9 protein-coding genes are annotated in these 12423 nt (G+C 71.7%); 1 reads left to right on the forward strand and 8 read right to left on the reverse strand.

Annotated features, from left to right (window positions below; all coding sequences use genetic code 11):
- Nucleotides 1-3: 3 nt before the first annotated feature.
- Together BLW57_RS03125 and BLW57_RS03130 are read right to left on the reverse strand one after the other, a co-directional pair.
- Entirely contained in the window at nt 4-915 is a 912-nt protein-coding gene (locus tag BLW57_RS03125; protein WP_093471958.1) for a glycosyltransferase family 2 protein, read from the reverse strand.
- Complete coding sequence (locus BLW57_RS03130; RefSeq protein WP_256339361.1) at nt 912-2894, reverse strand: O-antigen ligase family protein; 1983 nt, start codon at nt 2892-2894, stop codon at nt 912-914. Before BLW57_RS03130 ends, BLW57_RS03125 begins: the two co-directional genes overlap by 4 nt.
- 119 nt (nt 2895-3013) lie before the next feature.
- On the opposite strand from BLW57_RS03130, the gene BLW57_RS03135 reads away from it, so the two are divergent.
- The gene (locus BLW57_RS03135; protein WP_093471960.1) at nt 3014-3670 is read left to right on the forward strand and encodes a hypothetical protein; all 657 of its coding nucleotides are present in this window, start codon (nt 3014-3016) and stop codon (nt 3668-3670) included.
- Nucleotides 3671-3687: 17 nt separating this feature from the next.
- Here the strand turns inward: BLW57_RS03135 and BLW57_RS03140 are convergent, their stop codons facing one another.
- The 6 genes from BLW57_RS03140 to BLW57_RS03165 all read right to left on the reverse strand — a co-directional run bounded on the left by BLW57_RS03140 (nt 3688) and on the right by BLW57_RS03165 (nt 12413).
- The gene (locus BLW57_RS03140; protein WP_093471961.1) at nt 3688-4734 is read right to left on the reverse strand and encodes a glycosyltransferase family 2 protein; all 1047 of its coding nucleotides are present in this window, start codon (nt 4732-4734) and stop codon (nt 3688-3690) included.
- Between the two features lie 73 nt (nt 4735-4807).
- Complete coding sequence (locus tag BLW57_RS03145; protein ID WP_256339362.1) at nt 4808-8368, reverse strand: DUF4082 domain-containing protein; 3561 nt, start codon at nt 8366-8368, stop codon at nt 4808-4810.
- Between the two features lie 115 nt (nt 8369-8483).
- Nucleotides 8484-9602 carry a DegT/DnrJ/EryC1/StrS family aminotransferase gene (locus BLW57_RS03150; RefSeq protein WP_093471964.1) on the reverse strand — a complete coding sequence of 373 codons (1119 nt, stop codon included), beginning with the start codon at nt 9600-9602 and terminating at the stop codon, nt 8484-8486.
- Nucleotides 9599-10288 carry an acetyltransferase gene (locus BLW57_RS03155; RefSeq protein WP_093471966.1) on the reverse strand — a complete coding sequence of 230 codons (690 nt, stop codon included), beginning with the start codon at nt 10286-10288 and terminating at the stop codon, nt 9599-9601. The genes BLW57_RS03150 and BLW57_RS03155 overlap by 4 nt, the downstream gene beginning before the upstream one ends.
- Nucleotides 10285-11424, reverse strand: coding sequence for a DegT/DnrJ/EryC1/StrS family aminotransferase (locus BLW57_RS03160; RefSeq protein ID WP_093471967.1), 1140 nt, complete (start codon nt 11422-11424; stop codon nt 10285-10287). Before BLW57_RS03160 ends, BLW57_RS03155 begins: the two co-directional genes overlap by 4 nt.
- Entirely contained in the window at nt 11421-12413 is a 993-nt protein-coding gene (locus BLW57_RS03165) for an NAD-dependent epimerase/dehydratase family protein (protein WP_093471969.1), read from the reverse strand. Before BLW57_RS03165 ends, BLW57_RS03160 begins: the two co-directional genes overlap by 4 nt.
- Nucleotides 12414-12423: the final 10 nt, after the last annotated feature.

Raw genomic sequence — 12423 nt, forward strand, 5'->3', positions numbered from 1 at the left:
GCCTCACGGTCCCGCGGGCGCCCGCAGCGCGCCCGGCCGGAGCAGGGCGGCCGCCGCCGCACGGCTGGCCTCCCTGCCGAGAACGGCACGCGACGCCTCGCGCAGGAACACGGCCGCCCGGAAGCATCCGGTCGCGAGGGCGCCGTGCCGACGCCCGTACAGGCGTACGCGGTTGAGCGTGAGCAGGGTCCACAGCCGGGGCGACACCCGGGATTCGCCGCCCAGGTGCACGGCCTCCGCGGTCGGCTCCAGCTGTGTGCGGTAGCCCAGGTCCCGGGCGCGGAGGCAGTACTCGGTCTCCTCGGAGTACAGGAAGAAGGACTCGTCCCAGGGACCGCACGCGGCCAGGCAGTCCGCCGAGAGGGCCATGAGCGCGCCGGTCGCCCAGTCCGGGCGGGTCGGGCGGGCGTAGGCGGCGGGGTCGGTGACCAGTTCGCTCAGCCGCGGGAACCGTCCGGCCCGCCGGTTGCCGATGACCGCCTCGCCGAGCGCCCGGGCCAGCGTGGACTCACGGCGCAGCGAGTACAGCGGCGCCTCGCGGCCCTCCTCGTACAGGAGGGGTACGGCGATCCCCACCTCGGCGTCGAGCCGGTCGACGAGCCGCTTGGCGCAACCCTGCCGCATCCGGATGTCGGGGTTGCAGACCAGCACGGTTCCGTAGCCGCCGTCCCATTCACCGGCGGCGTCGAGCGCGGCGTTGATGCCCGCCGCGTATCCGGCGTTGCGGCCGGTCTGGACGATCGTGGTGTCGGGAGCGAGGGTGCGCAGCACCTTCACGGTGTCGTCGGCCGAGTCGTTGTCGGCGACGACGAGCCGCCAGTCGAGGCCGGCCATGCCGTCCGGGAGGGCGGCGAGGAACCCGGGGAGCACCGCGGCGCTGTTCCAGGTGACGACGACGACTGCGACGGGGCTCATCGGATCTCCACGAGTCGGGGCGACGGGATGTCGGGGGTCTTGCCGGGCACCGGGGCGGGGGCAGCGGCAGCCGCCTCGCGCCGGACGAAGCTCAGATAGCTGCCCCCCGCCCCCAGGACCAGGAAGAACATGCCGGCGAACATGGGGAAGCTGAGCGAGTCGAAGGTGGCGCTGATGACGAGGGCGACCAGGGACGAGGCGAAGAACGCCTGGCCCAGTTCGCGGTCGGAGTCGGTGCGGGCCAGGCGCCGGATGGAGCCGCCCTGGTGGATGCCGGTGATGAACAGCACGAGCAGGGCGATCGCCCCGAGCACTCCCATCTCGGCGAGGGTCAGCATGTACTGGTTGTCCGTGAAGAAGTACAGGTCCGGTGTGAAGGTGCCGAAGCCCCGCCCGAACAGGGGGTGCTCCTCGAGGTAGGGCACGATCGCGCTGTACTTGACGGTGCGGGCCTGGGTGCTGCTGTCGGAGTTGGACAGGAACGACGCGAACAGTTCGGTGATGGTGCCGATCAGCCCGGGGATGAGCACCTTGAAGCCGGCCACCGACGCCGTCATCAGACCGATCGCGGCCCAGCGGCGTTGCGGCTTCCAGCGGGGCACCATCACCAGGGCGATCAGCAGCATGCCGATGATCGAGGTCCTGGACACGGTCAGCGGCAGCGCGCCGGCCATGAGGACGACCGGCCCCCAGCGGCGCAGAACGTGGAGGTGGCGGCGTACCGGGTCGAACGCCTGCTGGACGGCGAACGGCACCAGGATCGCGAGCATGCCGCCGAACTCCAGCGGCTGGGCGGTGGTGGACCGGGGGCGGGTGAAGGAGCCGCGGTCCATGGCGGTGACCTGAGCGACGCTGGTCTGCAGTCCGGGGATGTGGATCGAGTCGGCGATGTTGGTGGCCGAGAAGAAGTCGTAGTAGCCGATCGCGGCGACGACGGTCCCCATCACCACCAGGCGGCGCATCAGGACGTCGAGCCGGCCGCGCTCCTGCACCCCGGCCGAGGTGAGGACGACCAGCGACACCCACACCAGGAATCCGATGAGTCCGCGGTCGGCCCCGAGGACCTCCTGGTGCGAGCTCTCGCGCATCGAGTTGGCGATGTACGCCATGAGGACGGCCGTGCCCAGCACGCACATGGCGATCCGAGGGAGCCGGGTCCCCGGCGCCGGGAGGATGCGGCCGCCGAGCCAGGTCGCGAGGTACCACAGCAGTCCGAGCAGGGCGAACACGTTGGCCGGGGTGCCGACGCCCCCCAGCGCGGGCAGGGCCAGGTTCGACGGGACGAAGAAGGCCAGCACCAGATAGACGGTGAGGATCGCGGTGGCGTCGACGCGCCGGCTCAGCGCGCCCGCGCGCAGCCGCTTCGGGGCGCGGGTCTCCTTCTTCGGCGCGGCGGCGCTCGGGCCTGCGCGCCGCCGGCGGCGCACGACCGAGACGCCCTCCATCAGGATCGACAGCAGGAACGCGCTGACCACGCCCAGGATGACGACGGCGGCGATGTCCTGGTAGCGGCTCTTCGACTTCGCCACCGGGGTCTGCGGCAGCACGACGGGCGTCGTCTGCACACGGTAGGGGGTCGGGACCTTGTCGGCGGACTGCAGGGCCTTCAGCTGCTCACCGGCGAAGGCGGTCAGGGTGTTGGTCTCCTCGAGCACCTTCTCGCGGTCGGTGCCGGTGACGCTGAGCACGAGCAGCGGGCTGTCGCTGGCCGGGGCGAAGCCGGCCGTGTACGGATCGGTCACGCCCCGGCCGCGCAACTCCCTGGCGGCGTCGCTCGATTCGAGGGTGCGGATCAGCACGTCGGCCGTGACGATGAGCGAACCGCCCGCGTTCGAGATGGGGTTGCCGAAGGTGGGGGCCAGCCGTGCGACGGCCGAGGAGTCCAGCAGGGCGACGGAGCTCTGCGACTGGTAGGAGACGGGCACGGTGACGTACAGATAGCCGCCGCCGAGCAGGCTGAGCAGCGTGAAGGGCACCATGAAGTACCAACGTCTGCGCAGAATGGCCCATATCTCACCAAGGCTCACGAACCATCCCCCCATTCGGTGGCATCCAGCCGTGTGTCCTGCCAGTATCGGGGGTGACGGAAGGATCTCCTATGTCGCCCGGGAACGTCGCCGACGCGCTGCTGCGCCGCTGGTACGTCGTGGTGCTTGCGCTGTTGCTGACGACGGCCGGCGCGTACCGGGTGGTGCGCCCCGCCCCGCAGTTCACCGGCTCGGCGGTGGTCGTCCTCAAGCCGCCGGCGACCCGGAACCAGCCCAACCAGCTCACCAACCTGCAGCCGCCGCTGGCCCTGGTCTCGTACGGGATCGTCGAGCAGTTGCAGTCCCCCGCGGGGGCACGGGAGTTGCGGGCGGCGGGCGTGCGGGGGACCTATCACCTCGTCCCCCGCAACAGCGGCACCAGCGCGACGCCCCGCTATCTGATCCCCTCCTTGCAGGTGCAGTCGCAGGCGTCCGGCTCGGACGCCGCCGTGACCGCGGTCCGCCGGATCATCGACGTCTACACCGAGCACGTCGAGCGGTTGCAGACCGCGCAGGGCGTCTCCGCCGGAGCGCGGATCACCGCCGCCGTGCTGGTCGCGCCGAGCGCCGCCGAGGTACAGGGTGACCGGAGCCGGGGTCTGGCGGGCACGGCCCTGCTGGGCGCGGCGGCCGGTGTCCTCGGCGCGTTGTGGCTCGACCGGTACCTGATGGGCCGCAGGACGGTGTCCCCCGGCCGCCACGCCGGTGCGGTGGCGGTGGCCGACTGAGTGGTGCCGGTGCTCCATCAGATGCCGCGGCGCTTCCACGACTCCCACCACAGCCGTTCCCGGCCGCGCTCGGCGACGGCCGACCACACCAGCGGCTGCAGGTAGGGCATCGCCTTCGGGCCGATCCGCCGACGGAGCCGCAGCGCCCGGTACTCCGGCAGCGCCGCGTAGCCCGGCAGGCACTCCGCGGCGAACGCCACGCAGTCGTCGACCGGGACGACCTCGGTACGCCCCCGGTCGTAGGCCCGGTAGGCGCGGCGCAGGGCGAACCGGGCGAGCCGGGTGTGGACCTGGTCGGCCAGGCGGTCGGCGTGGGGCAGCCGGTCGCCGCACTTGGCGAGTACCGAGTCGAAGGCCACCAGGCGCTGACGCAGGTCGTCGAGCTGGCCGCCGAAATCGGTGGTGGACATGTTCTTGCCGTGGACGCGGTAGAACGCCTGGTCGGCGCCGCGTACGTAGCCGACGTCGGCGTGGGCGGCGAGCCGCATCCACATCTCGATGTCGCCGGCGTGGGGCAGGGCCGGGTCGTAGCCGCCGACCGTGCGCTGCAGGCTGGTGCGGACCACGACCTCGGGCGAGGTGATGCAGCCGGTGCCCTCGCGGAACCGGCGCTCCAGCCACCACTGCCCGGGGTAGACGACCGAGCCGGTGGAGCGGGTGCGGGCCCGCGGCAGGGGGCCGCCGTGCTGGAAGCGCAGCGGCCGTCCGTAGGCGAACCCCGCCTCGGGGTGGGCGTCCAGGAGGGCTGCGGCCCGGACCAGTGAGCCCGGGACCAGCCGGTCGTCGGCCGACAGCAGGGCGACGTAGTCACCGTCGGCCCATTCCAGCAGGCCCTCGTTGTAGGTGGCGATGTGGCCCTTGTTGGTCTCGTGGACGAGGACCTCGATGCGGGGGTCGGAGGCGGCGAGTTTGAGCGCGGCCTCCGCGGAGTCGTCGGGCGAGGCGTCGTCGATGATGAGCACCCGGACGTCGACGCCGTCCTGCTCGTCCAGGACGCTGCTGACGCAGTCGGCGAGGAAATGGCCGTACTTGTAGCACGGGATCACGACACTGACGGTGCTCATCGGTGGGCAAGCCAATCCCCGGTGGTGGTCTCGGCCCAGCTGGGCGGAGACCACCACCGGTGGGTGCGGTCGGTCAGTTCTTCTTCTTGCGGACGGTCTTGCTGGTCAGGGTCCAGCTGTGGGTCTTCACCGGGTGGCGGTGCTTGTCCCGGGCCGTGAGCGTGACCTTGAACCGTGTGCCGTCGGGCAGCGGTGCGGACAGGTGGACGGCCATCCTGTGGGTGGCCCGGTCGTAGGAGGTGACGGCCGTGACGTGGAGCTTCCTGGCGGCGGCCGCCTTGGTGCCCGACAGGACGGTCACGGTCGCCTTGACGGACGACAGCTTCGTCCTGGCGGGGAGCGTCACGGTCAGGGCGTCGGACGCGTCCGCGGTGTGCTTCAGCGAGGACGTGGTCACCTCCGAGGAGGTGGCCTTGGCCAGCGATCCACTGGGGTTGTCCGCGGTGAAGACGGGGCCGACCCAGTAGTTGGCCGATCCGTACGAGCTGTTCGGGAAGGCCGGGCCGGCGCCGTACCGGTAGAGACCGTTGTGGTGCGCGGTCGTGTCGGCGGTGCCGGTCAGCGGGTAGGACTGGTGGGCCGCCGTGAAGTACCCGCCGTCGACGGCGTAGTGGCCGTTCGGGGCGTGGTAGGAGACGACGTAGGCGGTGTCCGCGGTGACGGCCACCGGGGTGGTGAACGTCATCTGCTGCCAGCCGGACGCGGTCTCGCCGGTGAAGGTGCCGGTGGCGAGGAGCGTGCCGTCGTCGGACCACAGGCTGCCGGTGTGGGTGCCGGTGTTGCCGGTGCCCTTGTAGAAGGTGACGCCGGTGATCCAGCCGGCCGCCGAGGAGGTGAACCGGGTGCCGAGCTCGACGGAGTTGGTGTCACCGGTGACATCGGTGGTGGCCGGCACCGTGGAGGGGTTCCACAGCGTGCACGGGCAGGTGACCGCGGGCGGTGTGGAGCTGGTGGTGAAGCTCCATGTCACCGGGGCCGCCATGGCGTTGCCCCACAGGTCGGAGGCCTGGACGGACGCGGTGTACGTGGTGTGCAGCGCCAGCTCGGTCGACGGGGTGAACGTCGCCTTGTTCGAGGCGGGCAGTGTCTTCGCGCCGGGAACGGCGTCGCCGTTCGCGTCCTTCAGGGTGAAGGTCAGGGTGTCGGCGTCGATGGCCGAGCTGAACACGGCCGACACCGGTGCGGTGATCGAGACGCCGGTCGCGCCGGACGTCGGGGAGGTCGAGGTGACGGTGGGCGGGGTGGTGCTGGCCGTCGAGGTGTCCAGCACCACGTCGACCCAGTAGTTGCTGCCGGAGGACGCCGAGGACGGGAAGCCGCTGGTCGAACCGTAGTGGTAGACCCCGTTGCCGCCGTCGGTGCCGGACTTCAGCGCCGTGAGCGGGGCCAGGCCGGCGTCCTTGTCGGAGAAGTAGCCGCCGTCGTAGGAGTAGCCGCCGTTGGGGGCGAAGTACGAGGCGACGTAGGTGGTGTTGGCCTTGACGGACACCGGGGTGGAGAAGTTGAGCTGTTGCCAGCCGGAGGCCGTCTCGTTGGTGAAGGTGCCGGTGGCCAGGCGGGTGCCGGAGGCGCTCCACAGGCTGCCGGTGTGGGAGCCGGTGTTGGCGGGCGACTTGTAGAAGCGGACACCGGTGATCGAACCGGCGGCGGTGGTGCGGAACTTGACGCCGAGCTCCACGGAGCTGCCGTCGCCCGCGTTGACGGTGCCGGGCACGGCGGAGGCCGGCCAGACGGTGCAGGGGCAGGCCTGCGGGCCGACGGTCACCGGGACGGTGGTGACGGCGCCGATGTTGACGCTGTCGTCCACCGCGCGGACCTTGATGGAGGTCGCGCCCGGGGTGGTCGGGGTCCAGCTGTAGCTCCAGGAGGTCAGTCCGGTGGCGGCGTTCCAGGTGGATCCGCCGTCGGTGGACACCTCCACGCGGGCCACCACACCGCCGGCCGAGTCGCCGGCCGTGCCCTTGATGGTGACCGGCTTCAGCGCCGGGACGGTGACCCCGGAGGCCGGGGCGGTGACGGTGACGGCCGGGCCGGTGGCGTCGGTGGTGGCCGTGGCGGCGGTGAGGTTGCTCTGCAGGCTCTTCGGCTGGACGCCCATGTCGGCGAGGACGTTCACGGTCGCCTGCTGCATGCGGCTGTCCTCGGTGACCACCGTGTCGTCGGGGTTGTACGTGGGCACGTTGGTCAGTCCCCACGACCACTGCACGGTCCCCGACCCGAACACCAGGGCCCCGGAGTCCTGGTCGCGGAACTCGACGAGATTGTGCGTCGCGGTGCCGTTGCCGTAGACGTTGCCCCAGTCCATGCGGAGCTTGCCGTCGTTGATGTCGACCGTCGTCGACGAGACGTCGATGGCTCCGGCCGGACGGGTGCTGTTGTCGAGGTCGCTGTCCCACTCGTAGCCGAGGGTGCCGGTCGGGAAAGTGGCGGTCTGGCCGGCGGAGAGGTTCGCGACGGAGGTGTTGCGCCAGATCCGGTTCTTGCCGTACGAACCGGGGACGGTGATGGCGTCGCTGCGGTAGCCGTTCACCGTGAACATGGAGCCGGTGAGGATGTTCGGCGGCTGGTAGGTCTGCCCGTACTGGGTGCTGGTCGGGTCCATCCAGGTGCCCGTCCAGGTGCCGCTGGGGTCGGCGATGCCGTTGCCCTGCGCCATCTTGGTCATCTTGTAGCAGACCATGGTGCGGTTCGCGGTGTTCGCGCCGTCGATGCTCGGGGCTAGCCGCGTCTTCCAGAAGACCTCGTTGCCGCTGAAGAAGGCCTCCCGGACCCCCGACTTGCGGGCCGCGAGCACGTTGGAGTACTGGCTCTGCGTCCAGTACTCGTCGTGCCCGGAGGACACGTACACCTTGTGGTTCTTCAGCAGGGTCGCGCCGTTGGTGGACACGTCCACCCCGGAGAGGTAGCTGACGTCGTAACCGTTGCGCTCCAGCCAGGACAGCATCATGAACTCGGAGCCGTAGATGCCGTTGTCGCCGCCGATGTCCAGCGGCCGGTTGTAACTGACCTCGTAGGCGCGCCCGTCCGGCGCGGGGCCCGCGCCGCCGTACAGGTCCTGGCCGCCGTAGTCGTTGTAGGCCTGCCAGGTCTCGTCGCTGGTCTGCACGACGACGTCGGAGGTGCTGGAGTCCTTGCGGACGACGAACGGGTACGGCATCAGGCCGTCTCCGTCGGTCTGCGTCAGGTTCGCGATGTACAGGCCGGACACCGCGTCGCTGGGCACCGTCCAGCTCGCGGTCACCGGCCAGTTGCCGCAGTCGACCAGGCCGGTGCCGGCCTTGGTGGTGCAGTTGGCGGGCTTGGTCGTGTAGTTGGCGGGATAGGTCACGGCTGCCTGTGCCGCGGTCGAGATCTCACGGGCGCCGTCGCCGCCGTACCAGCCCAGGCGGTAGATCTCGATGTGGTACGAGGTCTTCGACTGGACCTTGAACTGGACGGTGTCGCCGGCCTGCACGCTCTCCTTGGTGGAGAAGCCCTGGATGTCGCCATAGGCGTTGGGCGAGAACCAGTCGGACTTGGGGTTGCCCGGCTTGGAGTTCTCGCAGACGATCGGGTTCGAGCCCGAACCGCACGGATCGGACGCCGCCTGGGCGGGCACGGCCTGCGGGAGCACCGCCCAGATCAACGCTGCCACGACGGCGAGGCTTCTGCCCCGGATCCGTCTGCTCCATCTTTTCATGTGTACCTCTCAGCGGTGCTGTGCAGGACCGACCCGTGCGGTCGGGGTGGTGCGTGAGGCCAGGTACCGATCAGCCTCGAAGCGCGTCGGCGAGCGCGTCCACGACCCGCTGCTGCTGGTCGGGGGTGATCTGCGGGTAGAGCGGGAGCGACAGGATCCGATCCGCGGCCTTCTCGGCGTTCGGGAAGTCGCCCCGGGTGTGCCCTAGATGCCGGTACGCCGGTGTGAGGTGGACCGGGGCGGGATAGTGCACACCCGCGCCGATGCCCTCCGCGTTGAGCTTGCCCACGACGTCGTCGCGGTCGGCACCGGTGACCTGGACGACGTAGAGGTGCCAGACGTGGATGTTGCCGGCGGCCGTCGCCGGGAGCACGACCCGTCCCGCCGCGGCCAGATCGGCGAGCAGCGTGTCGTAACGGGCCGCTGCGGCGCGCCGGGCGGCGTTGCCGTCGGCGAGCCGGGCCAGCTTGGCCCGGAGCACGACGGCCTGGAGCCCGTCCAGCCGGCTGTTGAACCCGGGCACGTCGTGGCGGTACTTGGCGACTCCGCCGTGGTTGGCGATGGCGCGGACCAGACCGGCCAGTTCCTCGTCGTCGGTCAGTACCGCGCCCGCATCGCCGTAGGCCCCCAGGTTCTTGCCCGGGTAGAAGCTGGTGGCCGCGATCCCGCCGCTGCCCGGCGACCGGCCGTCGCGGGTCGCGCCCTGGCTCTGCGCGGCGTCCTCGACGACCCGCACCCGGCCGGGCAGCCGGCCGGCCAGCCCGGTCACCTCGGCGCACTGCCCGTACAGGTGCACGGGCACCACCGCCCGGGTGGCCGCGCCGACCGCGTCCAGCGCGGCCTGCGGGTCGAGCAGGTAGCCGTCGGGCAGGCAGTCCGCGAGCACCGGCCGCGCGCCGGTCCTGGCCACCGCGCCGGCGGTGGCGATGAAGGTGTTGGCGGGCACGACGACCTCGTCGCCGGCCCCGACCCCCACGGCGCGCAGGGCGAGTTCGAGGGCGTCGGTGCCGTTGGCGACGCCCACGCAGTGCGTGACGCCACCGAACTCGGCGTACTCGCGCTCGAACCGGCGGACCTCCTCGCCGCCGACGAACGCGGTGTCGGCCAGGACCCGTTCGAATCCGGTCCGTACCTCGTCGGCGACTTCCTCGTGGGCCGCCTTGAGGTCCACAAGCGGAATCTGGTTCATGTGGCCGGTCCCCCCGTTGTCCGTGTCCCGAGCTCGTCCAGCACCGGGGCGGCCGCCGCACGCAGCCGCCGCGCCGGGTTCCCCGCCCAGACCTCGCCGGGCGGCACATCGCCGAGCACCGTGCCGCCCATCCCGACCAGCGACCACGCGCCGACCGTCGTGCCCTCCCGGACCAGGGCCCCGGCGCCGACGTAGGCGCCCCGCTCCAGCCGCGCTCCCCCGCCCAGCCGGGCGCCGGACGCGAGCGTGGCGAAGTCCTCGACCACGTCGTCGTGGGTGAGGACGACGTGCGGCATCACCGCGACGTGCGCGCCGACCCGCACGGCGGCGGTCAGGGCACAGTGCGCGAGCAGCACCGATCCGGGGCCGACGCGCGACGTCGAGGAGACCGCCGCCGTCGGATGGATCACGGTGGCGTAGCGGTCCCCGGGCAGGCCGAGCCGGCGCACCAGACGGGCGCGGGAGGCGTAGTCCCGGGGGTTGCCGACGCAGACCACGACCTGTGCCGCGGAGCGCTCGTGGACCAGGTCGCAGCCGCCCAGTACGGGCACGCCCTCCACCTCCGTGCCGTACAGGGCGGTGTCGTCGTCGAGGTGCCCGAGCAGCTTCAGGTCGCCCGCGTCCCGTACGGCCTGCGCGGTCTCCCGGGCGAAGCCGCCCGCGCCGATGATCAGCAGTTCGCTCATGGGCGGCCCTGTTCGCGCAGTACCGCCACCACCCGGTCCTGCTGGGCCTCGGTCATCGTGTGGTACATGGGCAGGATCAGCGAATCGCGGCTGATCCGCTCGGTGACCGGCAGCGGTGCGCGGGGGTGGTCCGCGTAGGCCGGTTCGAGGTGCGTGGCCATGATCCCGCGCCGGGCGGAGATGCCGGCCGCGGCGAGCGCGGCGAGCAGGTCGTCCCGTCCGACGGGGAAGTCCTCGGCCGGGAGCACCCAGTAGGACTGGAAGTTGCTCTGGCCGTGGGCGGGGTCGCGGACCGGGACGAGGCCGGGGACGTCCTGGAGGAGCGCGTCGTAGCGGGCCGCGAGGTGGCGGCGGCGCTGGATCATCGCGTCGAGCTTGCCGAGCTGGACCAGGCCGATCGCGGCCTGGACGTCCGTCATGCGGTAGTTGTAGCCGACCTCGAGGTAGCTCTCCAGGACCGGCCGGTCGCTCGCGTGACGCTCGGCGGCCGAGACGTTCATCCCGTGCTCGCGCAGCCGGCGCAGGCGCGCGGCCCACGCGGCGTCGTCCGTGGTGATCATGCCGCCCTCGCCGGTCGTGACGACCTTGCGGGGGTGGAAGGACCAGGCGGCGAGCAGCGCGCCGTGTCCGACGGGCTTGCCGCCGACGGTGGAGCCGATGGCGCAGGCCGCGTCCTCGACCAGGGGCACGTCCCACTCGGCGCAGGCGGCGCGCAGGGCGGCCACGTCGGCGGGTACCCCGCCCTGGTGGACGGCGAGGACGGCCCTGGTGCGGGGGGTGCGGACCGCGTCCACGGTGGCCGTGGTCAGGTTGCCGGTGGCCGGGTCCACGTCCGCGAACACGGGCTCGGCGCCGACGTATCGCACGGCGTTGGCCGTGGCGATGAACGACAGCGACGGGACCACGACCTCGTCGCCGGGTGCCAGGCCCAGCGCGACGAGCGACAGGTGCAGGGCGGTGGTGCAGGAGCTCACCGCGATACCGTGCTCGGCGCCCACCCGCTCCGCGAACGCCCGCTCGAAGGCGGCGACCCGGGGCCCTTGGGCCACCCAGCCGGACAGCACGGCGTCGGAGGCGGCCGCGGCCTCCTCCTCGCCCAGCCAGGGGATCATCACCGGGATGCGGTCCGTGCTCATCGCGCGGCCTCCCCGGCGGCGTCGGCGGCGCGCTCCGCACGCCACCAGTCCACCAGGTCCCGCAGGCCCGTGCGCAGGTCGATCCGTGCGGTGAAACCGAGTCGTTCGGCGGCCCGGCCGGTGTCGGCGAGCCGACGGGTGACCCCGTTCACGGCGCGCGCGGGTCCGTGCTCCGGCGCCAGGCCGGACGCGCCCATCGCCTCCAGCAGGCCCTGGGCGAGCTCCTTCAGCGAGGTCTCGGTGCCGCTGGCGACGTTGAACACCTCGTCGGTGAGGTCCGACTCGGCGGCCAGCACATTGGCCCTGGCGATGTCCCTGACGTCGACGAAGTCCATGGTCTGGCTGCCGTCCCCGAGGATCAGCGGCGGCTCGCCCGACTCGATGCGCTCCATCCAGCGGATGAGGACCTCGGTGTAGAGGCCGTGGATGTCCATGCGGGGGCCGTAGACGTTGAAGTACCTCAGGGCCACGTAGTCCAGGCCGTACATGGCGTGGAAGCTGCGCAGCATGCCCTCGTTGAACGCCTTGGCCGCGCCGTAGAAGGTGTCGTTGTTGTAGGAGTGGTGGCGCTCGGTCGTGGGGAACTCCTCGGCCATGCCGTAGACGGAGGCCGAGGAGGAGGCGATCACCTTGCCGACGCCGGCCTCGACGGCCGCCTCGAGGACGTTGAAGGTGCCGTCGACCATCACCTCGTTGGCGAGCCGGGGTTCCTCGGCGCACTGGGTGATGCGGATGGCGGCGAGGTGGAACACCAGGTCGGCGCCCTCGGTGACCTTCCGTACGGTGGCGGCGTCGCGGATGTCGCCCTCGACGACCTCCACGACACCGCTGCCCAGGGCCCGGTCGAGGTTGCCCATCCGTCCGCGCACGAAGTTGTCGAGTACGACGATCTCGCGGGCACCGCCCTCGGCCAGGAGGTCGACGAGGTTCGAGCCGATGGTGCCCGCCCCTCCGGTGACCAGGATCTTCTTGCCTCGTACGCTGCTCAACTGAACTGCC

This window comes from Streptomyces sp. 1222.5 (genome assembly GCF_900105245.1).
GTDB classification, from domain to species: domain Bacteria; phylum Actinomycetota; class Actinomycetes; order Streptomycetales; family Streptomycetaceae; genus Streptomyces; species Streptomyces albidocamelliae.

Excerpts from the sequence above, each read along its gene's own strand:
- BLW57_RS03125 (WP_093471958.1), bottom strand. The coding sequence starts at position 915 with ATGAGCCCCGTCGCAGTCGTCGTCGTCACCTGGAACAGCGCCGCGGTG.
- BLW57_RS03155 (WP_093471966.1), bottom strand. The coding sequence starts at position 10,288 with ATGAGCGAACTGCTGATCATCGGCGCGGGCGGCTTCGCCCGGGAGACC.
- BLW57_RS03130 (WP_256339361.1), bottom strand. The coding sequence starts at position 2,894 with ATGGTGCCCTTCACGCTGCTCAGCCTGCTCGGCGGCGGCTATCTGTAC.
- BLW57_RS03140 (WP_093471961.1), bottom strand. The coding sequence starts at position 4,734 with ATGAGCACCGTCAGTGTCGTGATCCCGTGCTACAAGTACGGCCATTTC.
- BLW57_RS03135 (WP_093471960.1), top strand. The coding sequence starts at position 3,014 with ATGTCGCCCGGGAACGTCGCCGACGCGCTGCTGCGCCGCTGGTACGTC.
- BLW57_RS03160 (WP_093471967.1), bottom strand. The coding sequence starts at position 11,424 with ATGAGCACGGACCGCATCCCGGTGATGATCCCCTGGCTGGGCGAGGAG.
- BLW57_RS03150 (WP_093471964.1), bottom strand. The coding sequence starts at position 9,602 with ATGAACCAGATTCCGCTTGTGGACCTCAAGGCGGCCCACGAGGAAGTC.